Annotated in this window: 22 protein-coding genes; 12 read left to right on the top strand and 10 right to left on the bottom strand. The window is 36.2% G+C overall.

The window, feature by feature from the left end; all coding sequences use genetic code 11:
- The 6 genes from ACNR9Q_RS08640 (at position 1) to ACNR9Q_RS08615 (ending at position 5,522) form a co-directional block, all read left to right on the top strand.
- The gene (locus ACNR9Q_RS08640; RefSeq protein WP_419214202.1) at positions 1-831 is read left to right on the top strand and encodes a glycosyltransferase family A protein; all 831 of its coding nucleotides are present in this window, start codon (positions 1-3) and stop codon (positions 829-831) included.
- A 9-nt stretch (positions 832-840) separates the two neighbouring features.
- Positions 841-1,401: an L-threonylcarbamoyladenylate synthase gene (locus ACNR9Q_RS08635; RefSeq protein WP_419214201.1), complete on the top strand. Its 561-nt coding sequence runs from the start codon at positions 841-843 to the stop codon at positions 1,399-1,401.
- A gap of 4 nt (positions 1,402-1,405) precedes the next feature.
- Positions 1,406-2,830, top strand: a complete 1,425-nt coding sequence (locus ACNR9Q_RS08630) for a CCA tRNA nucleotidyltransferase (RefSeq protein ID WP_419214200.1) — start codon at positions 1,406-1,408, stop codon at positions 2,828-2,830.
- Position 2,831: 1 nt separating this feature from the next.
- Positions 2,832-3,866: a COX15/CtaA family protein gene (locus tag ACNR9Q_RS08625; RefSeq protein ID WP_419214199.1), complete on the top strand. Its 1,035-nt coding sequence runs from the start codon at positions 2,832-2,834 to the stop codon at positions 3,864-3,866.
- Between the two features lie 26 nt (positions 3,867-3,892).
- The gene (locus tag ACNR9Q_RS08620) at positions 3,893-4,390 is read left to right on the top strand and encodes an IS1096 element passenger TnpR family protein (protein WP_419214198.1); all 498 of its coding nucleotides are present in this window, start codon (positions 3,893-3,895) and stop codon (positions 4,388-4,390) included.
- Between the two features lie 73 nt (positions 4,391-4,463).
- The gene (locus ACNR9Q_RS08615) at positions 4,464-5,522 is read left to right on the top strand and encodes a nucleoid-associated protein (RefSeq protein ID WP_419214197.1); all 1,059 of its coding nucleotides are present in this window, start codon (positions 4,464-4,466) and stop codon (positions 5,520-5,522) included.
- A 145-nt stretch (positions 5,523-5,667) separates the two neighbouring features.
- Here the strand turns inward: ACNR9Q_RS08615 and ACNR9Q_RS08610 are convergent, their stop codons facing one another.
- Complete coding sequence (locus ACNR9Q_RS08610; protein ID WP_419214196.1) at positions 5,668-6,753, bottom strand: hypothetical protein; 1,086 nt, start codon at positions 6,751-6,753, stop codon at positions 5,668-5,670.
- Between the two features lie 547 nt (positions 6,754-7,300).
- Here ACNR9Q_RS08610 and ACNR9Q_RS08605 point away from each other — a divergent pair.
- The 4 genes from ACNR9Q_RS08605 (at position 7,301) to ACNR9Q_RS08590 (ending at position 12,130) form a co-directional block, all read left to right on the top strand.
- Positions 7,301-8,203, top strand: coding sequence for an ABC transporter ATP-binding protein (locus ACNR9Q_RS08605; RefSeq protein ID WP_419214195.1), 903 nt, complete (start codon positions 7,301-7,303; stop codon positions 8,201-8,203).
- An 11-nt stretch (positions 8,204-8,214) separates the two neighbouring features.
- Positions 8,215-9,048, top strand: coding sequence for an ABC transporter permease (locus tag ACNR9Q_RS08600; protein WP_419214194.1), 834 nt, complete (start codon positions 8,215-8,217; stop codon positions 9,046-9,048).
- Positions 9,049-9,599: 551 nt separating this feature from the next.
- Entirely contained in the window at positions 9,600-11,588 is a 1,989-nt protein-coding gene (gene uvrB / locus ACNR9Q_RS08595) for an excinuclease ABC subunit UvrB (RefSeq protein WP_419214193.1), read from the top strand.
- A gap of 146 nt (positions 11,589-11,734) precedes the next feature.
- Positions 11,735-12,130, top strand: a complete 396-nt coding sequence (locus ACNR9Q_RS08590) for a hypothetical protein (RefSeq protein WP_419214192.1) — start codon at positions 11,735-11,737, stop codon at positions 12,128-12,130.
- Between the two features lie 515 nt (positions 12,131-12,645).
- Here ACNR9Q_RS08590 and ACNR9Q_RS08585 read toward each other — a convergent pair.
- Complete coding sequence (locus tag ACNR9Q_RS08585; RefSeq protein WP_419214191.1) at positions 12,646-13,071, bottom strand: Hsp20/alpha crystallin family protein; 426 nt, start codon at positions 13,069-13,071, stop codon at positions 12,646-12,648.
- A 202-nt stretch (positions 13,072-13,273) separates the two neighbouring features.
- On the opposite strand from ACNR9Q_RS08585, the gene ACNR9Q_RS08580 reads away from it, so the two are divergent.
- On the top strand, positions 13,274-14,542 hold the full coding sequence (locus ACNR9Q_RS08580) for a DUF2254 domain-containing protein (RefSeq protein WP_419214190.1): 1,269 nt from the start codon (positions 13,274-13,276) through the stop codon (positions 14,540-14,542).
- Here the strand turns inward: ACNR9Q_RS08580 and ACNR9Q_RS08575 are convergent.
- The 6 genes from ACNR9Q_RS08575 to ACNR9Q_RS08550 form a co-directional block, all read right to left on the bottom strand.
- Complete coding sequence (locus tag ACNR9Q_RS08575) at positions 14,539-14,940, bottom strand: TerB family tellurite resistance protein (protein WP_419214189.1); 402 nt, start codon at positions 14,938-14,940, stop codon at positions 14,539-14,541. The genes ACNR9Q_RS08580 and ACNR9Q_RS08575 overlap by 4 nt on opposite strands.
- Positions 14,941-15,122: 182 nt before the next feature.
- Positions 15,123-15,449, bottom strand: coding sequence for a hypothetical protein (locus tag ACNR9Q_RS08570; RefSeq protein ID WP_419214188.1), 327 nt, complete (start codon positions 15,447-15,449; stop codon positions 15,123-15,125).
- A gap of 19 nt (positions 15,450-15,468) precedes the next feature.
- The gene (locus tag ACNR9Q_RS08565) at positions 15,469-17,412 is read right to left on the bottom strand and encodes an OmpA family protein (protein WP_419214187.1); all 1,944 of its coding nucleotides are present in this window, start codon (positions 17,410-17,412) and stop codon (positions 15,469-15,471) included.
- A gap of 10 nt (positions 17,413-17,422) precedes the next feature.
- Positions 17,423-18,352, bottom strand: a complete 930-nt coding sequence (locus tag ACNR9Q_RS08560; protein ID WP_419214186.1) for a type IX secretion system membrane protein PorP/SprF — start codon at positions 18,350-18,352, stop codon at positions 17,423-17,425.
- Positions 18,353-18,392: 40 nt separating this feature from the next.
- Positions 18,393-22,067, bottom strand: coding sequence for a gliding motility-associated C-terminal domain-containing protein (locus ACNR9Q_RS08555; protein WP_419214185.1), 3,675 nt, complete (start codon positions 22,065-22,067; stop codon positions 18,393-18,395).
- Positions 22,068-22,517: 450 nt separating this feature from the next.
- Positions 22,518-22,985 (bottom strand): CAP domain-containing protein, encoded by a 468-nt coding sequence (locus tag ACNR9Q_RS08550; protein WP_419214184.1) that lies wholly within the window; start codon positions 22,983-22,985, stop codon positions 22,518-22,520.
- Between the two features lie 251 nt (positions 22,986-23,236).
- Between ACNR9Q_RS08550 and ACNR9Q_RS08545 the strand changes: the two genes are divergently transcribed.
- Positions 23,237-23,614 carry a DUF1456 family protein gene (locus tag ACNR9Q_RS08545; RefSeq protein WP_419214183.1) on the top strand — a complete coding sequence of 126 codons (378 nt, stop codon included), beginning with the start codon at positions 23,237-23,239 and terminating at the stop codon, positions 23,612-23,614.
- A 43-nt stretch (positions 23,615-23,657) separates the two neighbouring features.
- Here the strand turns inward: ACNR9Q_RS08545 and ACNR9Q_RS08540 are convergent, their stop codons facing one another.
- Together ACNR9Q_RS08540 and ACNR9Q_RS08535 are read right to left on the bottom strand one after the other, a co-directional pair.
- Complete coding sequence (locus ACNR9Q_RS08540; RefSeq protein WP_419214182.1) at positions 23,658-23,993, bottom strand: hypothetical protein; 336 nt, start codon at positions 23,991-23,993, stop codon at positions 23,658-23,660.
- A 369-nt stretch (positions 23,994-24,362) separates the two neighbouring features.
- Positions 24,363-24,698, bottom strand: a complete 336-nt coding sequence (locus tag ACNR9Q_RS08535; RefSeq protein WP_419214181.1) for a hypothetical protein — start codon at positions 24,696-24,698, stop codon at positions 24,363-24,365.
- Between the last annotated feature and the right edge of the window lie 51 nt (positions 24,699-24,749).

Here is a 24,749-nt window from a genome sequence, read left to right as displayed (position 1 = left end):
ATGAAGTTGAAAGAAATTCCAATATCTATTTATACTTCGCTCAAACTTTCTAAACTTTCAAATGAAGTTTTAAAAAACAAAACAAAGGATGAAATTCCTGTTATCGTTTCATTGACTTCAATTCCAACAAGATTACCAACATTACATCTAACTATTAAAAGTATATTAAACCAAGAGGTTCGACCTAAAGCAATTATTTTATGGCTACATCATTCCCTTGAAAATAAAATTCCAAAAAAATTAGAGAGATTGGAAGATGATTTATTTCATATTAAATATTCAGATTTAACATGTTCCCATAGAAAACTTATCCACACGATAGAGCTATATCCAAATGACAATATCATAACGTGCGATGATGATATGATGTATCATCCAAATTGGCTTAGACTTTTGTACCTCGAACATTTAGAACATCCGAAAAGTATCATCGGAAATCAAACGAGATATATTCAATATTCAAAAACTGGCGAGGTATTACCTTATAAGGAATGGGTCTACACAAATGAGAATTCGTTCAACCCAAATGCAGTAATTGCTATTGGCGCCGAGGGTATTTTATATCCTCCCTATGTACTTTCAGATAAAACTACCGATTCTGACTTGTTTTTAAAATTGACTCCAAAAGCCGACGACTTATGGTTTAAGGGAATGGCGATACTAAAAGGAACTATTGTAATTTCAGCTAAAAAAAGAGCAAAAACACCAATACCAATAATTGGTTCCCAAAAAAAATCGCTGAAAAAGCAGAATATTTCAGGAGATGAAAACAGAAATCAGTGGGTAGCTTTGACAGAATATTTTAATATCGAAACCGAAATCTTTCTATAATTATTAGTAATGACAGACGAGATCAACAAATGCGTAGAAATCCTAGAAAACGGCGGACTCATTCTCTACCCCACCGATACGGTTTGGGGTATAGGATGCGATGCCACCAATGAATTGGCGGTGAAGAAAGTTTTTGATTTAAAACAACGCGATGACAGCAAAGCATTAATATGTTTAGTCGCTAATGATGCCATGCTTGAAAGACATGTTGAAAAAGTACCTGAAATCGCTTATGATTTAATGGACCTCTCCACTAAACCTATCACTATAATTTACGATAAACCGAACGGAGTCGCTAAAAACTTGATAGCCGAGGACAATACCTTGGCACTCCGTGTAGCGTCCGATAAATTTTGTAAATATCTCATCGGTAAATTCAAAAGACCTATTGTTTCTACCTCCGCAAATATTTCAGGCACACCTACCCCTAAAAGTTTCAAAAATATAGACAAAGCCATTTTATCAGGTGTAGACTATGTGGTAAATTTGCACCAAGACAAACAGAATGAATCCGCATCCTCCATTATTAGATTGGGCAATGATGGTACCGTGAAGATCATTCGAGAATAAAACCATGCAGAAGAGCTATAAAAACGCTTTAACCAATCCAATTTTTAAGATTATTTCAGAAGCTGCCGAAGAACTTTCGATAGATTGTTATGTGATCGGTGGTTTTGTGCGCGACTTTTTTTTAGATAGAAATACTCCAAAAGATATTGATGTCGTTGCTATTGGTAGTGGAATAGCTCTGGCCGAAAAGGTAGCTTCAAAGTTAAGCGCTAAACCACAAGTTTCCGTTTTTAAGAATTTTGGAACGGCCATGATTCAGAATGATGGTATGGAACTTGAATTCGTTGGCGCCCGTAAAGAAAGTTATCAACGTAACAGCCGTAAACCCATTGTTGAAGATGGCACCTTAGAAGATGACCAAAAACGAAGGGACTTTACCATTAATGCCTTAGCACTTTCTTTGAATACATCAGATTACGGATCGCTACTGGATCCCTTCGAAGGAATTACCGACTTGGAAAATAAAATCCTTAAGACTCCTTTAGAACCAGACATTACCTATTCTGACGACCCCTTGCGCATGATGCGTGCCATTCGATTTGCGACTCAGTTAGATTTTCAAATTGCCCTACCTTCGTTACAGGCCATTACCGAAAATAAGGAACGCTTAAGAATCGTTTCCAACGAACGTATTATGGATGAGTTCCATAAAATTATGCTTTGCCAAAAACCTTCGAAAGGATTGTCACTCTTACATAAAGTCGGACTTTTGGAGCTTATACTCCCAGAACTAACTGCATTACAAGGCATTGAAGAGATTGAAGGGCAAAAGCATAAAGATAACTTTTGGCATACGTTAGAGGTCGTTGACAACATTTCTGAGGCTACGGACGACCTTTGGTTGCGTTGGGCAGCTTTATTACATGATATTGGCAAAGCACCTACGAAAAGATTTCATAAAAAAATAGGATGGACGTTTCACGGCCATGAGTTCGTCGGTTCTAAAATGGTCCTTAAATTATTCAAACGCTTACGGTTGCCTTTGAACGATAAAATGAAGTTTGTACAGAAAATGGTATTGATGAGTTCAAGACCGATTATTTTGTCAGAGGATTTTGTCACCGATTCAGCGGTCAGGAGACTAATTTTTGAAGCTGGAGACAAAGTAGAGGATTTAATGACCTTGTGCGAAGCGGATATCACCACGAAAAATCCTAAAAAGCGACGTAAATATCACCAAAATTTTAAACTGGTTCGTCAAAAAATTGAAGAAGTAGAGGAGCGGGACCACATCAGAAATTTTCAACCCCCGATCAGTGGAGAAGAAATTATGGAAATCTTTTCATTAAAACCATCCAGAGAAATAGGTGTGATTAAAGAAGCGATCAAAGAAGCTATTTTAGAAGGCGAAATACCCAACGAGTATGGTGCTGCCAAGGAATTTATGTATCTTAAAGGAAAAGAATTAGGACTAAAAACCGTTAAATAGTATGGATATCCGGTTTAGAAAAATTGCCAAACTATCTTTGATTTTAGTTTATTTGGTTATCGTGGCAGGTGCCGTAGTGAGAATGACCGGAAGTGGCATGGGTTGTCCGGATTGGCCAAAATGCTTTGGCTATTACATACCTCCTACAGAGCAAAGCGAATTGGAATGGGCCGCTGATAGATACTTCAAAAAAGGTCAGGTAATTATTAAGAACGAAACCTTACAAATATCGAAAGAATCATTTACGACCGGAAGCACTTTCAACCCCGGCAATTGGGAACCCTACACAAAGCATGATTATGCAGTGTTTAACCCGTGGCACACTTGGATAGAATACATCAATAGACTCTTCGGTGCCTTAGCCGGACTGGTAACCCTTATACTTGCAATAACCTCCTTTAAATATTGGGAAAAGAAAAAACGTATTCCCCTATTAGCATGTCTAGTGGTCATCGGTATGGTTTTTCAAGCTTGGTTAGGTGCAACGGTTGTCTATTCCGTTTTAGAACCTGTAAAGATCACATTGCACATGTTTATGGCCCTCGTCATCGTTGCAATATTACTCTACATTATTTATTTTGTCAATGAAGAGGACAAGTTAATCAGGTTTGATAGGCCGACCCTTAACATAGCCATTCTGGCGCTCGGCTTAACCCTTACCCAAATCATTATTGGCACACAGGTAAGGCAATACATTGATGAACAAGTAGACATTTTTGGTTATGATTCTAAAAGTGAGTGGCTACGAGACCCTTTACTCTTATTCTATATTCATAGGTCATTTTCCATTTTGGTTTTGGTGATCAATTCATTATTGGCCTACAGGATTACCAAGCTGAATCTTGGACATGTAAAAATATTCTGGGTATTGTTTTTACTTTGTGTTGAAATAATAACAGGAATGGCCATGTACTATTTACATTTTCCATTTGCGAGCCAACCGCTGCACCTTGTTTTGGCAACCTTTCTTTTCGGAGTGCAATTCTACATTGTTTTAGATGCATTAAAGACCAGAAAAAATATCAAAACTTCGTAACTTTGCCCTCCCGCAAAAAATACGTGATGATCTATAAAATCCGAATAATTTTAGATGCAGAGGAGGATATTTTCAGAGATTTGGAAATAGAAGCCCACAATTCGTTAGAAGACTTTCATAATGCCATAACGCAGGCTTTCGGTTTTTTAGGAAATGAAATGGCATCTTTTTACACATGTAATGATGAATGGCAACAAGATGAAGAAATTGCACTTTTTGACATGAGTGATTCCGGTTCGGACGTTCGCCTAATGAACGAAACTTTTTTAGAGGATATTCTATCGGAAGAAAGTCCGAAATTAATTTATGTCTATGATTTTTTAAGCATGTGGACCTTTTTTGTGGAGCTGGCCGATATTGAAGAAAAAGAGGACGGACGCTCCTACCCCAACGTACTTTTTTCATTTGGCGAAATACCTGAAACACCCCCAGAACGTAGTTTTGAAGCTGAAAACAGTGCTTTCGATTTCGATGATACCTTTGAAAATTATGACGACCTGGATTTCGATGAAAATTGGAACTAGTTCGTAGAATAGCTTTTCTTTCGGTGTAAATGAATTTTACAAAAAATTAATCAACTTAAAATATCCATAGACCATGATCAACTTATATGCGACCCAAATCGAAAGTATTTCCATTCATAGAGTTGGTAACAAAAATAAAAATGAAGGTATTTTTCTTTCCGAAGAACCTTTTAACCTTAATGATGAAACAACCGGTCTATTAAAAGAATATTTCTTCAAACCTTTTCGTGAAAAAGAAGAGAATTATTTTAAAATGACCGATGAGGTCGATGTTGAATTCAACGAATTACATAAGATTGTAAGTGAGGTTTTTGCAGACACATCAAAAGCGCATATAGGTTCGAAAAAAATCGCCTCCTTACTTTTTGAGCAATCCAATCACCCCCACATTAAAAGCGGAGAGGTTTACGTAGCCTATCTTACCGGATTATTGTTGGACAATAACAAGGTAGACGCCATCGGTATTTTCAAAAGTGAATTAAAACATGATTTTATTCAGTTTGAAGAAAAAGGAAGCAATTTAGATATTGTAATACAACAGGGCATCAATATCAATAAATTGGATAAAGGTTGCTTGATTTTCAATGTCGATAAGGAAGAAGGGTATAAAGTATTGTCGGTTGACAGTAACAAATACGACACAAAATATTGGTTGGAAAATTTCTTAGGGGTGGATCCTTTATCCGATGATAACTTCAAGACAAAAAACTACCTCAAATTCTGTCAGAATTTTGCCAAGGATGTGGTTTTACCTGCCGAAGACAAACAACAAGAGGTATTGTTCATGAATAGAGCGGTGAACCATTTTGCAAAGAACGATTCTTTTGAAGAAACCAACTTCCTCAATGAGGTGATGGAAAATCCTGAACTTATTCCTGAGTTCAAACATTACAAAGTTGAGAAAGGACCCAAATACAGTATTGAAGACGTTTCCAATTTCGATATTGCCAATAAAGCAGTTTCCGATGCCCGAAAAAAAATCAAGAACGTTATTAATTTGGATACCAATATTCAAATAAAACTGGATTTCATTAATCCTGAATCTGCAGAAAAATTCGTTGAAAAAGGTTGGGACGAAGAACGCCAAATGTACTATTACTTAGTCTATTTCAATAAGGAACAAAAAAGCTAGGGTTTAGTTGATGGTTGATGGTTGATGGTTGATGGTTGATGGTTGATGGTTGATGGTTGATGGTTGATGGTTGATGGTTGATGGTTGATGGTAAAATACCAAAATCGAGTAATGACTTTGGCCACTACCTATACTTATTCCAATATTATTGAATTTTAATATTGTTCTCCATTATCTGTTTCATGCTTACATCCTCGTAATTACGACGTACAAAGTTCAGGGCCAGATCCAAAACCTCGCCCATGGTCTTGCAATTCTTAAAATTGATATCCATGGTCAATTCTTCAATCTGGTCCCGTAAAAGCTTAATGTTCTCATCCGTAGATATGGTATCGTTTTTACAGATGGCCCTCAGTTTTTTTATCCGATTTCCAGAACTTAAGATACGTTTAGCAACCATAGAACGTTCTTCCAATTTATATTGGTCAACAGAATCCCTTCTTAATTTATTGCGCACCAATTCAACCATTTGATAGTTTTCTTTAAAAAATTGTGGCCGGTACACCTTTAATTTTCCCTCATAACATTGCTGGTCAAAATCTATTGCCCTTATTTTGTAGACCACGTGATCAAAATCATGGGTAGGCACTATTACATAATTGTAAGAGCGCATATCACCTAAAAGTCGGATCATGCATCGTTCATTAAATTTTACGAATTCCTTCGCCAATTGGGCCTTTTCGGGTTCGTTACATTTGGGAAGCATGTTCTTGATGAATTCATCTCCGGGAATTCCGGCAATATGCTCCTCGATCAACGTATCCTTATATACTAAAAAGTTCAGGTTATAAGGTGACAACATATGCTCCAGTTCAAGTCCGTAGATACGAGAGGCATCGGTTTTTTTAATATAAAAATAGGTGAAGTTATCGTTCAGTATATTGCGAATCTTGATCCTAAAAGGCTTAGAATTACCGAACGTGCAAAAATCGACGGCGTCAACATTTAAATATTGGTGAATGTTATTACTTCCGTCAGAATGTAAAATAGAATACACCTTCTTTAAACTGTCGTCTATTTCCTTTCTATCAAACTCGGAATAATAAACCCTTATCCATAAGGTGTCCTCATCGTCATGATCATACACTACGACCGAGCCAGAAAAACGTAAAAGATCATCATAAAAAATAGGAATCTCAATTTTACGACTGTAATGCTCCAAATAACCATCCAACGCTTCACTTACTGGATAAGCGGGTTTCTTTCTCGACATTAATCGTTCTTCTGACATAGCTTTTATTTATTAAGGGCAAAATAGTGTTTTTATAGCTTTAATTTCACTTCTAAAGATCAAAAAACACAGTTCTTCAAAAAAATCAAAACGCCTTCATTCTCCATAAAACCCACGAACTCCATAGCCCATTTCTCCAAAAATCGAGCCCTCATCAACATAATGTGGATTTGACAACACTGAATTATGGCGTTGGCAAGGAAATCTCCTTTTTGCTTCACTTTATTCAGCATGAGTAGTTTATTAATCGAAAATCAGCATTTCTAGGCCTATGTGTAAGATTATGTAGTCAATCTAAAAAGGCACAATTGAGCAATTTGTATTATCTACTATTGAAAAAGGGAAAGAACGATGTGACTGAATAACCAGGTGCCTACCATCTACCTCTCTGATATTATGCCATCAACAGGTATCACCACCTACAGAAAAAGCTAGAATTTGTACAAAATTTTGATTATACAGCTAAATCGAGATCATAAATCAATGCGTTTTTGTAACAAATACACGATTAACTCGTCAAGTAAGTGCAATCAAAAAACAACTAAGCTTGAGTACAATTCTGTCCGTAAACCACCTTACCAAAAAATTTGGTTACCTCACCGCCGTAAAAGACTTATCCTTTACCATTGAAAAAGGCAATGTTTATGGAATTTTAGGGCCTAATGGAAGTGGCAAGTCCACTACTTTAGGTATTGTTTTGAATGTAGTTAATAAAACCAGCGGTACGTTTTCATGGTTCAATGGAACCGAATCTACCCACCAAGCTTTAAAAAAAGTAGGGGCAATCATTGAACGTCCCAATTTCTACCCCTACATGACCGCTTTACAAAACTTGAGGCTAGTCTGTAAAATAAAAGGTGTGGGCGAGGAAAAGATTGAAGAAAAATTGGAATTGGTAGGACTTCTCGACAGAAAGAACAGCAAGTTTAAGACTTATTCTTTAGGCATGAAACAACGCTTAGCCATTGCCTCTGCCCTATTGAACGATCCAGAAATATTGATTTTAGACGAACCGACCAACGGCCTAGATCCTCAAGGTATTCACCAAATTCGCCAAATCATTAAAACAATTGCGGCTCAGGGCACCACAATATTATTGGCCTCCCATTTGTTAGACGAAGTGGAAAAGGTTTGCAGCCATGTGGTAATTCTTAGAAAAGGAGAAAAATTATATGCCGGACGGGTCGATAGCCTTCAAGCCAGTTTTGGTTTTTTCGAATTGAAAACCGATGACATGAATACCTTGGTCAACTACTTAAAAGCAAATAAACACTTCGGAGAGTTGAAACAGGAAAATGATATGCTAACCGCGTTCCTCACTTCTGAACTTGATGCCAAAAGCCTTAACAAATTGCTATTTGAAAATGGAATTATTGTTTCACACCTTGTAAAAAGAAAAGAAAGCCTTGAGGAGCAGTTCTTGGAACTTACCAAAAATGCAACCAACTAAAAACGCCAAGAATGAAACGATTACTACAAATAGAATTCATTAAACTATGGAACAATAGGGCCAGTAAGGTGTTGATTATATCCTATTTCGTCCTTTTAACTTCCATAGCTTTAGTTGCCGCCATAAAATTTGATATCGGTCCAGTAAAATTTCATTTGGCCGATCAGGGTATTTTTAATTTCCCCTATATCTGGCACTTTAACACCTTTATTACAGCATTCTTTAAATTGTTCTTAGCAATAGTCATTGTATCGATGATGTCTAACGAATACAGTAACAAGACAATAAAACAAAACTTAATTGACGGACTCTCAAAAAAAGAATTCATACTCTCAAAATTCCTTACAGTTATCTCATTTTCAATAATTTCCACACTGTTCGTATTTGTAGTTTCGTTGATATTAGGTATTATATATTCAGATTTCAATGAACTGTCCATCATTTTTACAGATTTAGAATTTTTACTGGCTTTTTTTGTGAAGCTAATGGGGTTCTTTTCGTTCTGTCTATTTTTAGGGATACTGGTTAAAAGATCTGCTTTCGCATTGGGATTTTTAATTCTTTGGCAAATTTTGGAGGGTATTGTAAGAGGTATAATACGATGGAAGTTATTTGATAGTGACACAACCGATGCCATCATGGGCTTTTTTCCCTTACAGTCCATGTTCAATCTTATAGGAGAACCATTTACCCGATTGGGTGCGGTACAATCGATGGCCAGTCAAATAGGTGAAAAATTTGAATTGGACTACCATATGCATTGGTATCAAATTCTCATTGTTTTGACATGGACTGCCATATTTATTTACTGCTCCTATATAATCTTAAAAAAACGCGATCTTTAATACAATAGATAGATTTACGTTACATCCTCTTTAAAGGTTTTTCAAGGGCTTTTTCAGGAAATGTTGGCAAAATTAGCATACGCAACCAGCATTGACACAGCACAACCATTAAGAAAGGCTCCCAATTAGGGATTTGATTAAATAGAGAAAGTCAGGTTACCACGTCATTTTACAAAATGATATCAACTAGGAACCTAACCTAAACCTCACAATATTACAAAGCCAAGATGCTGTCAGAAGTTTTGACTGTATTTTACTAAAAAGAACAATAGTAAATCACTAAAAGCAACCCTTAATAACCTATCTTAAACTAGTTTAAAATTATCCTTAAATCCTCAATCTAACTGAATAAGTAGAGGTTTCTGATTTTTCATTAAAAAGGTGTTAGAATACCTATATCTATTCGTCTAATAAAGCTGTCAACTTTTGTATTTTTATATATTGACTAACCTGCTAGCTTTAGGGTCATGCCTTTTTTTTAAAGCTATCGGGTGCTTTCTCAAAAAACCGAAGTAATTGGTTTATTTACTTCCAAAATAAATTTAGCGCACATGAAGTTCAAAGTAGTATCAGCATTTAAACCAACGGGAGACCAACCTAACGCCATAAATCAATTGGTAAAAGGGCTTAATGAAAATGAAAAGTACCAGACGCTTTTAGGGGTAACGGGTTCGGGAAAGACCTTTACCGTGGCTAATGTTATTGAAAAAGTACAGAAACCTACTTTGGTATTGGCACACAACAAAACCTTGGCCGCTCAATTGTATTCTGAATTCAAGCAATTCTTCCCAGAAAATGCCGTGGAGTACTTTGTTTCTTATTATGATTATTATCAACCAGAAGCATACATTCCTACAAGTGGAGTCTATATCGAAAAGGATTTGTCGATTAACGAGGATATTGAAAAACTTAGACTAAGCGCTACATCGTCGCTTCTTTCAGGAAGAAGGGATGTCATTGTTATTGCTTCGGTTTCTTGTTTGTACGGTATCGGGAATCCTATAGAGTTTCAAAAGAATGTGATTTCCATCAAAAAAGACCAGGTCATTGCTCGCACAAAGTTGATGCATCAGCTGGTGCAATCGCTCTATTCACGCACAATGGCCGATTTCAGAAATGGTAATTTCAGGGTAAAAGGAGACGTTGTAGATGTATTTCCCAGTTACGCGGATCATGCCTTCAGAATTCATTTTTTCGGGGATGAAATTGAAGAAATCGAAGCCTTTGACCCCTTTAACAATACTATTCTTGAAGTCTATGAAACACTGAACATTTATCCGGCCAATATGTTCGTTACTTCCCAAGATGTATTGCAAAATGCCATCCATCAAATTCAGGATGATCTTGTGAAGCAGATCGACTACTTCAAAGAGATCGCTAAACCACTTGAAGCGAAACGGCTTGAAGAACGTACCAATTTCGATTTGGAAATGATTCGTGAATTAGGTTATTGTTCAGGTATTGAGAATTACTCTCGGTATTTGGATGGACGCGAACCCGGTACAAGGCCTTTCTGTTTATTAGATTACTTTCCTGATGATTATTTAATGGTCATCGACGAGAGCCATGTGACCATACCTCAGGTTCATGCGATGTATGGCGGTGACCGTTCTCGGAAAGTCAATCTTGTAGAATACGGTTTCCGTCTTCCGGCCGCAATGGACAATAGACCTTTAAAATTCGAAGAGTTCGAAGCTTTACAAAATCAAGTTCTATACGTAAGTGCCACTCCCGCAGATTACGAATTACAATTAAGTCAGGGCGTATATGTTGAACAGGTCATCAGGCCCACAGGACTTCTTGACCCCATAATCGAAATACGACCAAGTTTAAATCAAATTGATGATTTGGTGGAAGAAATTCAACAGCGCACAGAAAAAGACGAACGTACTTTGGTGACTACGTTAACCAAACGCATGGCAGAAGAATTAGCAAAATACCTGGATAGAATTAATGTACGCTGTAGATATATCCATAGTGATGTTGAAACTTTGGAGCGGGTTGAAATCATGCAAGATCTTCGAAAAGGAATTTTCGATGTACTCATTGGGGTCAATTTATTACGCGAAGGTTTGGACCTTCCCGAAGTATCTTTAGTTGCAATTTTAGATGCGGATAAAGAAGGTTTTTTACGCAGTAATAGATCTTTGACACAGACTGTTGGTAGAGCGGCACGGCATCTAAACGGCAAGGCAATCATGTATGCTGATAAGATAACCGATAGCATGCAAAAAACGATTGACGAAACAAATTACAGACGTGAAAAACAGATAAAATATAACACCGATAATAATAAAATTCCAATGGCTCTGAACAAAAGTTTGGACAACGTTTTATCCAAAAATTCGGTCTCTACGTATCACTACCAAAAAGAGGAATTACGGGCCGCCGAACCGGACATGGATTACTTGACAAAAGAGCAAATTGAAAAGATGGTAAAGGAGAAAAGAAAGGCTATGGAAAAGGCTGCAAAAGAACTGGATTTTATGCAAGCCGCTAAGCTACGAGATGAAATAAAAGCACTCCAAGGACAGGATTAATGCGGGTTTTTATAGATGAAATATAAAAATTTAATAATATTAATCAATGCTTTAGTTAATAAATCCTAAAATTTTGGATAGTAAATACTTATCCAATATTTTTAGATAAGTCTAAAATAATTATAAATACCTCATTACAGAAAAATATGCTAATTTTAAAGCTTGCCCTAGCAAGTTTTAAAAATACTTTAATTAGCGTTGGACAAACAACTCCGAACATCGATTTAAAATCCTTCCCGGATCAAAAACTCAAGGAAGCCATTACGAATTTACACCATTTTTTAACGTTACAAAATGATGGTCATTTTCAAGAACCAATTGAAAAAAACAAACAATTGTGCAATCGAATTTTTACCAAATTAAACTTCAGAACACGGACACTAAAAACAGAGGGAGACACCCTACTCTTTGCTGAAAAAATATATCACAAAAACAGGAAGAGTATTCTGTTTTATGTGCAGGTCGATGGTCGGCCCGTAGACACTTCTGCATGGTCGCAACCGGACCCTGTCGAACCCGTTTTAATGGAATTTAAAAATTAGGGATTAAAGTCCTATAAATTTCAATTTCATCCAAAATAACTTAGATGATGATTGGAGGTTTTTTGCACGTTCCTCATCAGATTCTAAAGGCCCGGCAATGTCCTTGATTTCAGCTTTACAACTTTTGCAAACCAACACTATAAAAACGGAATTCAACATTAAGGCAATCATGTATTTTCAAAAGTAATTAGGCTTATCCGATTTACCCAAGGCCGTTTTGGAACATAAAGAACTTTTAGATGCCGAAATGCTTTCTATCATGGACGGAATACACCGTCTTTCAAACCTACTCACTCTCGTATGGAGCTAGTGGAATCGCGACCACGACGTTTACGATTTTCGGCCCTATGGAAAATCTAAGGTCAGAAAACTATAGAGAAGCCACCATATCTTGTTTAGCTATCCTCACCGGGCCGCTACCATAAAAAAGTGCTTTGATTTCTCAAAGCACTTTCTTACTAAACAACTCTAACCAACTTAAAAAAACTCAATTCTTACTTTCATTTTTACTAACCTTAAGCCAATTCAATGGTTCTTTTGGGCTTTGGTAATGCTTCTTCTTTTTTAGGAAGATTGAATTTTAAAATCCCATTTTCATAAGATGCTTCAACCTTATCAGTAGCAACTGTTTCAGGAAGTGTAAACGACCTTTTAAAAGAAGTAAGGGTAAACTCTCTACGTGTAAAGTTTTCTTCGGACACCTCCTTGTTCTCTTCTTTCTCGGAAGAAATCGTTAATACGGCATCGTCGATTTCTATCATAAAATCTTCTTTTGCCCTTCCTGGTACAAAAAGCTCCAATTCAAAATCCTTTTCGCCCTCTTTAATGTTCACTGCTGGCATAGCAGTTCGTACATTCTGTGTTCCACCAAACCAATCTGGTCTAAAAATTTCATTCATTAAAGCTGGAAACAACACTTCATTTCTTTTTACTAAGCTCATAATCGTATATTTTAATTAATATTATTTTTTATTTGTTAAATAGAAGGCAAACCTCGTACCGATTAGAAACAAGCGTCATTATGACAGTTTTTCACCCGACAGGTATGACTTTTAGTCACTTTTAAAGTATTAAAAATATATTTTGGTTCGGGGATCAAGATTTATTGTCCGCCTTGACTAGATTTACCCATCAATCGTTCATATGAATAGAATTAAGAATATTTTACATCTAATAAAAAGCAAGATTGCATTCTACCCTAGCTTAATAGCGCTATTTGGTGTATTTCTAGCCTTTTTTATGATTTATCTAGAAAAAGTAGATATATCAGCTTATTTAATGGATGTTGCCCCTGGCCTCGTCATCAACAATACAGATACGGCCAAAACACTTTTAAGTACGTTGATCGGGGGTCTTATTTCATTAATGGTCTTCAGCTTTTCTATGGTAATGGTGTTATTGAATCAAGCATCCAGTAATTTTTCACCTAGGGTATTGCCGGGCATTATATCGGACCAGAAGCACCAAATCGTGCTCGGCCAATATATCGCCACCATCCTTTATAATATTTTCATACTAGTTTCTATCGAGCCGACCGAAACTTCTTATCAAACACCAGGGTTTTCAGTGCTGATCGGTATTATTTTGACGGTACTTTGTTTGGCTTCGTTCATCTATTTTATTCATCATATTTCACAAGCAATTCAAGTAGGAAACATTTTGACCAATATTCACAAAAGGACTAAGTCTGAACTAGAAAAAATCATAACAGGACAGCAGGATAAATCGTTCAATTTTCCAGAGCCGGAAAATTGGGAAGGATACACCCTTAGTAAATCTGGGTATTTTTATGGAATCCTTAAAGAGGACCTTATGAAAATTTGCAAAGAGCATGAAATGAAGCTCGTCATAAAATTATTCAAAGGCCAATTTATACTAGATGAAACCGTAGGCATTTTATCGGAACGACCGCTATCCGAAAAATTATTGAATAAAATTATGAACACTTTACTTTTCAGCGAAGAAGAGTTGGTAGGGGAAAATTACATTTATGGGTTTAGACAAATATCGGAAATTGGAATAAAGGCAATGTCACCGGGCATCAATGACCCTGGAACCGCACTGAATACTATTGACTATCTCACCTCGTTATTCCTGATATTAATGAAAAAGCCTGAATATGACTACCTCAGCGACAAAAAGGAGAATAATTGGGCACGGGTCAATAGTGCCAAATTCTCAGAAGTGTTATATAACGTCATGGCCACTTATCGACTGTATTGTAAACACGACATTACCGTTATGAGAAAATTAATGCAGATGCTGAATACGTTAACTTTACATGTGGTAAATTCAACCCAAATGACCGAAATTAAATTGGAAATAGAACAATTAAAGATCGATGCGAAAGCAAACATTGAAAACAAAAGAGATTTGAAAAAAATAAATGTTGATTTTATTTCCTGGTCTTAATTATAATAGGCTTTAAAAATATCAATCAATACCTCGGGAGGGACAATTTTATCAGGATACCGGTGCATGATCGATAAAACCTGTTGAATTGCACCAGGGGGCAAACCCATTGCCAACCCCACATCATGCAAACGTTTTATTTCAATCAGTTCTTGCTGATTGTCCACATTCATCAACAGCACCAATCTATGGAATTGAACTATACGTTCAGATTGTGACTTAGGGATGACATGCTCAACCTCATGAAAAAACAGACTATCAAAGGTTTTTTTATTCACTTCTAAATTCTGGGCAACAGAGAAAAGAAAATCATATTCCGTTTGCTTAACTTCATTATTCACTTTTGCAAAAGCAATCATTTCTGATAGAATACTAAGTTTTTCTTTTTCGTTCAACATACTATATAGACATGAATTCACCTTCACTATTATAACTTAAAAAGTTAAAAAATAGTATTCAATAACCATATAATCAAAACATTTTTAAGCATTTAGCCACAACTATCAAATAGTGATATATCAATCATGGATAGGTTCTAATCGTTCACGTTCGTCCCCGACAATCTTTACAAATATGAATGTCACAAAAAAAAATTAATCGCCTCAGAAGGCAAACCCATCGCTGGACCTTTTTTATACAATCCCCTGATCCACTTTAAAGAGTTTTTCTTCTTTCTATTGGTCAATGCTGCTTTTCTATAAAATCCGATGACTTTACGGGCTCCGTTCTTAGGAAGGACAAAAATATACTCGTCTTTCATGTACTCGTCGATCAAAGTTGTATCTATATTTAAATTGCTTCCCACTGAACATAGAAAATCATATTCAGACTGCTGTATGGCATTCTCCACTACCGACGCTTTTATCATTGCAGCGATAACCTTGAATTTTTCCTTTTCACATCCCATAATCTATTTTTTTTATTCATCATTTACTCACCAAATCTTGTTTTAAAACAATAAAATCGGATCTTCTGTTCACTAGGTGCTCTTGATCCGAACATTTTACCCCATTCTTACAATCGTTGATCAACATATTCTCTCCGTACCCGATAGCACTTACGATTCTATCCGGAGAGATTCCCTGTGAAATCAAGTATTTCCTAGTAGATTTAGCCCTGGCATCCGATAGGTGTAAATTATAATCATCAGAACCTCTTGCATCTGTATGTGATTCAATCTTTATTCTTAAATCGGGGAATTGCTGCATAGCGAAAAGTACTTTGTGTAATTCTATTTCTGCCCTGGCCGTTATTCTAGATTTATCGTACTCAAAATAGATGGGATCAACTTTTATTTTTTCGACATCACCATCACGTTCTACAATTTCATCGTAAGGCGTTAGATATACCCTATGATCCCTAGATGCTGTTTGAGGCGTTTTAGATGTAGGCACGATGATTGTTTTCTTGGAAAAACGATCTTTAAAGAAGACTAGTCTGTTCTGTCGATTACAGGGTAATTTGATTTCATACATTCCGTCCTCATCCGTTAAAAGAATTTCGATAAGCCCATCGGTAGGGTTTTTAACCTCAACATTTGCAAAAGGAACCGGTTGCTTTGTCAGTTCATTTAATACTTGACCCGAGTAGGTAAGACAATCAGTAGGTTCTATTTTTTCAAAATAATAAATATCATCATCACCAACCCCGCCCATTCTATTAGAGGCAAAATATCCCTTTGGGGATTGCTCTTGTATTATCAATGAAAAATCATCCATATTACTATTGAAAGGAGTACCCATGTTCAACGGAAGCGAGTATTCATCCTTTGATATGATTTTGGATTTAAAAAGATCCAACCCTCCAAGTCCATAATGTCCATCCGAAGAAAAATAAAGCACATCATTTACGACATAGGGAAACATTTCCCTACCTTTTGTATTTATCGCCGGACCCAAATTCATTGGCGGCGAGACCACTCTTCCGTCAGTTGAAAGTGAAACCACATAAATGTCTGAACCACCATAACCTCCAGGCATATTGGATGTAAAATAGAGGTATCTGCCGTTGGCGCTTAATGCCGGATGACCACAAGAATACTCTTCATCGTTGATCGACAGTGAAATCACGTCATTGATTTCACCGTTATACATCTCTCCCTTTACAATCTGCATATTTGAAAGTCCGTCTTTATTGGCCTCCAATTTTCCCTTTTTAAAATAATTACGCGTAAGGTAAATTCTTTCCTTATTCTTAGAGAATACAACAGAGGCATCATGAAAATCAGATAGTTCATCGACCAGAAATTTATCGGGAACATATTCTTTGTCCATTGGTCTGGTCACGAATAAATCCAAGTACGGCTGATTGTTCCAAGGATATATTTTACCACCTGCCTTTATGGAATCTCGCGTACTTGAAAAAACGATCATACCATCTCTATAAAAAGCGGGAGAAAAATCCGATTTAGGACTATTGAAAGCAAGACTATCCATTTTATATTGGGCATCGGTCAATAATAAGCTGTCCAAATTGTTTCTTTGCGCCACTATCATGTTCAATCTGTTTTGATCTTGATAGTAGGATAGTAAAACCTCATCGGCGCGTTCCAAATCCATATCAGCTTTTAAACATTGAACCAATTTAATGATGTTGTTCTCCCCTACTTCATTTCCCTTTAACATATATAATTTAGAATACCACTTTTCAGCATTTGAATATTCTCCTCTATTGAAATAACTATCCGCTAAATTTTGAATTACATGAACATCAGATTTTTTTCCTTTGTCGACTATTTGGGCATAAAGTGAAATAGCCTTATCAAATTTGAAATTCTTAAAATATTCATTTGCCCTTTCCTCTTTTGTTTGCGCTTGCAAGGCTAAAATAGCACCCAACATGAAGCATGTATGTAGTAGTTTTATTTTCATAATAATCGATTTAAAAGAATCTTGGAGATAAAGCCCTCTTCTTAAGACCCTCAAGATTATAGGTTAAAATTATTTCATGTGATCCATCATTATAATTTTCAAGACCGGTCAGTGAGTAGTCATAAGCGTAGCCTAAGAAAAAGTTATCGGTGATATAAAATCCTGCGAGGGCGCTGATGGCATCATCATATCTATATGCCAATCCTAAACTTAAGCGCTCGCGCAAAAGAAAATTTGCCGATGCATCTACCGTAATCGGTGAACCTGATACATGTTTTGTCAATACCGCTGGTTTGAACTTTACGGATCTACCGAGGTCAAATACGTAGCCTCCCATAAAATAATATTGGCTCTTTCTTTCAGTTACCATACTTTCGTTATCATTGTAGATTTGAGAATTCAGAAGGTTATTACTGGATATCCCCAAATACCATTTGGACCCGAAGTAAAAAATACCCGCACCTACAATAGGTCTTGTTTCATTCAAGTTCTCTTGAAATACGGGATCTAATCCGTTCGCAATATTACCTTTAGAATAATCGATATTAAAAATATCCAAACCCGCATTTAGACCTAATGATAAAGTTGTAGATTGACCTGTTCTTATATGATAGGCAAAATTCGCATTCACCTCAAAATTATTTGAAGCTCCCAGATTATCGTTAAGAATGGTAAGGCCTAGACCTATTCTATCTTTCACCAAGCCATGTGCCGTGAAACTTTGCGTTTCTGGAGCACCATCTATACCCACCCACTGTGTCCTATATAATAAACTTGCCGCTAATTTACCCTGTGTACCCGTATAGCCAGAATTTATGGCCTGAGTATTATACATGTACTGTGTGTATTGGGGCCTTTGCTGACCGTACATTGCAGCCGTCATTAGGCCGAAAATCAGGTAAGCGAAGAAGTTACTCTTTAAAGTAGTATTATTTTTCATGATGTTTTATTTAGATTTTTGGATAAATTTTAGCTAAGACCTATCTAGCTAGCTGAAGCCAACCCATTAAATTTCTTCCTAGTTCGGGAATATTTATCACGTAGTAATATGTACCTGCCGGTAAATGATCTCCTTTATTCAAGACTCCCCCAACATTGGCAATACCGTTCCAGTTATTTTGATAATTCTGTGTTTCAAAAACTTTATTGCCATTTCTGTTGTACACGGTGACCGTATTATTCACATAATCTGTGATACAGGCAACTTCAAAAAAGTCGTTAAAACCGTCTGAATTAGGAGTAAACTCGTTGAAAACCTCTAAACAAAATTCAGATCCAAGAACCTCTCCACAACGTACCGTTTCAATTTCGACCGTCAATTCGTTATTCGTACTGCAGCCGTTAGAACTTACGTATGCCACCTGAAGCGAAGCATCTTGTAATTGGTTCCAAGAAACGCTAACAAAGTCATCGGCTACGGAACCACCATCGATTATGGAACCTCCCGTTACAGACCATTCGTAGTTGGCCTGTCCACTATCGGTTGTATAGGTATAGGTCCTTCCAATACAAGCTTCTGCAATTTGACCGTTTAAACTAATAGCATCATTTTCAATAATGGATACATTTATCAATAAACGATCCTCACTTTCACAACCATTTTCTAAGCGTGAAACATAATAATTTCCATTTTCTAATTCAGAATTAGGATCAAGTGCCACACCCCCGGTCGAACTGTCATAAAACAATACATTATTTTGATCCACTTGTATATCACCAATTATAGGGTCAGTATTCTCACAAAAGGTTTGGAAATCTGCAGTTGTGGTTGGTGGTTCAACATCGACTAAGCTCACGGTTATGGCAACCCGTGAAAACACGGTTAAAGGGATATTCAATAGACCGGTATAATAGACCGTTCCATCAACAAGAGCTGTATTTTCATCAAGAAGATTACCTCCTACAAGGGCATCGAAGAGTAACCCATCATCTAAGGCTAGTTGTAAATCTAAAATGGTAGGATTATCCAAAGCACAAAACACCTGTGTTGTATTTTCTGAGGGCAGTGTTGGTAATGGCAACGGTAATTGTTTTACAAAACTACAAGAACCATAATCTATGAGTAACTCTACCTGATTATCGGCATCCAATAAAACATCAAACCCATCTACTACAATGCTGTAATTTAAGCTAGCATCTAAAGAACCTGTATATTCCTCTTCATTTAGCCTCAGTGTTATTACATCACCACTATTTACATCGCCAGACACAGACCCTGATAAGATGATATTTGTATTTCCACTATTGATGTTCAACACGTCATCTAGATTAATAACCGTATTTAACGTGGCATCTGCGCTAAAATTAGAATCGATCACAGCTACAGAAACCTGTTTCAAATTGCCATCTTCATTAAAGCAGCCAGTAATATCACGCTCCAATCGCACAAAATAGGAATAGGGGGAACCACCTTCATTTAAACCACTTATTGTCAATGTTCCTGTATTTGAAATTGAATACGTAACAGCTCCTAAAACCAATCCATCAACAATCTGATTTGTGGCATTATTATCAAAAAACCATTCGTAGGTTCCATTAATCGCGCTTGTTGGGACCAAAACAATATCACTAAAGCTACATACAGGGTTTTCAGCACCTAATACTTCAATATCCGTTGCCGTAGGTCTATCCAAGACAGTAACCGTTATAGTCGCTCTTAAAGATTCACCAGGGCAACCCAAACTACCCACCGAAACATAGAAGTTAGTGGTTTCATTAAGGATACCTGTATTGAAAGATGTTCCAGAGCTTAAATTCGTCAAAAGGTTTCCCCCGGTCAATGCATCATACCATCTTACTTCAAGACCTAAATCATTTTCAATGGTAGCCAACAAATCTATACTGGTGCCAGCACAAATTGTTATTTCATCAGAATTGATAGTGCCGGTCGTTGACAGATTTAATATTTCTGGAAGCGACACTAAGGTTTCCAAAACGATATCAGCCTCAAATTCTAAATCTTCAGGAGCTATAGTGACTTCCTTCAAATCTCCCAGAGCATTCTCGCAAGATGCAGCTATTTCAATCAATTTAACATACACACTAAAATCCGTAAAATCATCTTGTAATCCACTGACGGTCAATTTACCCTCTGTTGAAATCGAATACGTAATATTATCTATCGTTGAATTATCATTTATTTCATTAGAACCAGTGTCATCAAAATACCACTTGAACGAACCTGCAATTTCACTAGAGGGAATAACAGTAAGTTCACCTGAATTACAGAGTCCGTCATTTTGTTTTTCAATATCGATATCAGCTGCAGTCGGTAAGGGTACCACACTCACTTGTACTGCGACCCTTGGTGATTCTTCGACACATCCCTTTTCACCTGCAGATACATAATAAGTAGTTCCTGAATTTAAAATGGGAGTGGTAAAGACTTCACCAGAATCCAGAACGGCTAAAAGATTGCCACCAGTTTCCGCATCATACCATAACAATTCTTCGGTCATACTATTTTCGGCAGTAGCAATTAGATTTGCGGTCGTTCCTGCACAAATTGTTAAATTTTCAGAACCGGGATCAATAGTTGGTTCTGCGGGAGCATTTCTAACATCATATATTCGAATTCTCTGATCTAGACCCACGCCCAATAGAGAATTAAAGTCAACAGATAATCGATCTACAGGAATACCAGGTCTAATCGGCACTTCAACAAATCCATTTTGATTTAACAATCCTAACAAGTCTAAGTCTAGCAGATTGCTCAGGGAATTCGTAAAACCTGGAGATGAAGAGCCATTAGTGCCAGCTATTTCAATAGTGTTCAATACCCCTAGCTGCACTAATGATGGGTCCATTCCAATGGTTACATAAAACACATCATCGGCATCTGATAACGCATCAAAGTAAACTGTCTGCGTTAAGGTTGCCGCAACGCCGACTACTCCAAACCCCAATTCGGAAAATGAATTTTTATCAGTGTCTATAGCAAACTCCGGATTTGTCACCCCGGACCCCGCCACCTGCAAAAGATCTAACGTAATACCTAATCCATCGAAAGAAGTATAGGTGGGAGCCAAGCAGGAATTAGTACCATCTGCATAAAAAGCACCAAATACGTCTAAAGATTTTTGAGTGCTCAAACCTACCAAAGAACCCACTCTGTTCGTTATTCTTAATCTGTTATAAGATGAGCTCGGTGAAACCGCTAAAAAATAGTCTCCAACATTATTAGTGACGATACGTAATTGATCCGTGGCAAAATCATTATCGATAGCAGAATCTGCCTGTAGAACTTGAGTATTAGTATTCTTAACTTCAATGGCAAATTCTTGATTTCCCAAAATAACGGCACCTACCACATCGGCAAGTAAATTACCCAAAGAGCCACCTAGTAAGAATTGTAGAAGATCATCTTCTGTGTCTATACGTACATAACTGGTTTGATAAGATGGGAGTATGCTTGCAAATTCAAGTTCTAAATGACCCGAATAAGAACCAATTCCAAGAGCTACTCCTGAATTGGCATTAATGGTGGCGTTAGATAATAAGTTTCCGTCAATTGATCGATTTGAAAAATCAACATGGTCTTCACTACGGATAACTTGAGCAAATTGTATGCTTTGACCATACAATGATTGCATACCCAAATTAAGGATAACAACCAAAACTATACTCAAAATTCTGGATGGGTAGTTTTTTATCATATCGAGAATATTATAAGTTTTTTCTTACAATACTAACGACCATGAATCAGGTTTGGTTTTTGTCTTTAACAGGATTACGATGTGATGAAGACGGACATCGACGAACTACCTAAATAATCGATGAAACGCAAATAAATCATTTTCGATTTATATAGTTTAAATCAAAAATAAACTCCTTTTTTAAATAAAAATCTAATAATAACTATATTAAATATCAAATTAATAAGAATATACTCTTTTTTGCATTAAATGAACAAAGGTTTAATTTCTATTAAAACGAACTGATTTAGGCTTGGGTCTGCCTTTAAAACGGATTATAAAAATAATCAATTAACACAATCACGGAATGTTTATTCGTTTTTCAATTACAATATGGAGTAAAGGGCGGGGGATACCTTTTTTTCCCTATAAATGAGATTTTTAATTACCAAAAAATCCACATCCAGAGTATTACTTTATAAATATTTGGGTGAAGTAAAGACCTCCATTATCGTCTTCACTTACCGATATAGCTGTTTCCCTATAATCCCCTAAAATATTTTTTACGTGTTTTTCACTATTTGTCCAAGCCTCAAAAACCTCCTCTGCAGTGTTGTAATACCTTCCGACATTTTCAGATACCTTAACGGCATTTAATTTTACCGATAAATCTGAAGATCTCATAACAAAATTGTCGTGGCTAATTGCATTTCTTGAAATCATATATGCATTATGCTCCCGTGCATAAGTTTGTGCCGAATTATTGTAGACAAAGACCTCTAAGCCGTTTTCGGCTCTAAATATATTAACTAATTCGTATAGTTCCGTTTCTACAGAATCTAGGGTAGAAACCGTTTCTTCTTCTTTTTGAATTTCTGTACTAGTACATGAACTAAACATGGTGCAGATTGACACCAAAGCCACTAACGATAATTTCATTTGAATTCCTTTATTTTAAGAAGCAACAAAATTACCGTATACCTATAATTTAAATATGCCAGAATAGTTCAATGGCATAAAACTGCCGTTCATATGTTACTATTTATAGATAAAGTAACTATTCGCACAAATTTCAAACGGACCAACTTTATATGCTTTATATAAATGCCTTTGCATACCCATTTTGTATAAAAACCTAAATTCTGTTTTCATTAAATAATGTAATACCTTGCACCACTTAACTGAGCAGTATGACCAATAATGATATTTTTAAGAAATTGAGGGTAGCTTTAAAATTTCGTGACGATGAAATTGTAGACATCCTACAGTTGGTAGATTTTAAGATCTCAAAAAGTGAATTAAGCGCATTTTTCAGAAACGAGAACCACCCTAATTACATGGAATGTGGTGATCAAGTGCTACGCAATTTCCTTAATGGCCTAGTATTGCATCTCAGGGGTACCAAAGAGAATCCAAAAAATCCGGGTGAAGTATTATTAGGCGTTGCTAAGGCTTCAGAAAAGTCGAATAAAAATATTCCGAGTAAAGGTGATTTCAAAAGCAAACAACTGAAGAATGTCGATAATGCTATTACACCCGTGAAATATAAAAACAAAAAAAAATCCTGATACGAATAATGCATCAGGATTTTTCAGTTAATCTGTTATCAGACTAAGCTTTTACACGAACAGGGATAGTATAGATTTTTCCTTCCTCTACGTTATCCAAATCCACCTTTTTATAGTTTAACCTGTTCTTTACGAAAATTTCCATTTCAGAAAACTCGGTATCTACAGAAAGTACAACAATTTCTCCTTCAGCATTCAGCGTAAAACGTACCTGGGCAGTTAAATCAGAATAGTTTTCAGAAAAATTATTCTCCTCTAACATTGTGAAAATTTGCGAAGAAAGGCTTTTAACTGGTTTTGAACCGTCTCTGTCGTTGGCTAATACATTACCTGTTGCTAGTAGCACTGCAGCTACCATTACTAAACTTAATTTTCTCATGACTTTTTGTTTTTATCTTCAGTTATTCTAAAGATTGATTGTTAAATGATTGATGATGATTTATTAAAAAGACGTTTGAAAAATGAGAATGTTACCATTGAATTTAATTTTAACATAGTTTTAATCAAAATCTTCTCTAAATCATGTCAAATGTACGCTGGTAAAATTTTAAAAAAATGCGCTTTAAAAAGCCTTAACTATTTTTTCACGCTGCCAATACTTATGACCCACTTGGTGACTTTCAACTTAGTGATAATTTAAAATCATATTTGAAGTAGTTGAATAACTTCTATGAAGGAATACTGACTACAAGGAATAAAAAAAGAACCCTAAAAAGGGTTCTTTTTTTATTTACTTCAACAAGAAAAATTAATCCGCTATTTCAACAGGAATTACGTAAACTACATCCTTTTTACCTGCGTCAAGATTTTTAAGGTCTATTCCCTCTTTTAAAAATTCCTTAAGTTTAATATTATTAGTCTCAACTGATAATATTCTAAACATGCCATCGTCTGCCATGGCTATTCTAATTTGAGCTTTAGCCCCCCTAATGTCGTCTGGGATAGTCTGATCCGCTAACATTTCATAGACCTGGGTAGTTAACCACTGGGTCTCCTTATCTTTCTTCGGTTGATTATCATTGGCCAAAACAGTACCAATGCTCAAGGCCATAGTCATGACCAAAAGAATACTTATTTTTTTCATATTATTAATTTTAAATGATTTTATATGATACTAGATGATTTCATAAATTAT

This window comes from Maribacter sp. X9 (assembly GCF_048537565.1).
In the GTDB taxonomy this organism is placed as follows: Bacteria; Bacteroidota; Bacteroidia; order Flavobacteriales; family Flavobacteriaceae; genus Maribacter.
Note: the sequence above shows the minus strand (reverse complement) of the source record. Positions and strands in the feature narration are given on the sequence as shown.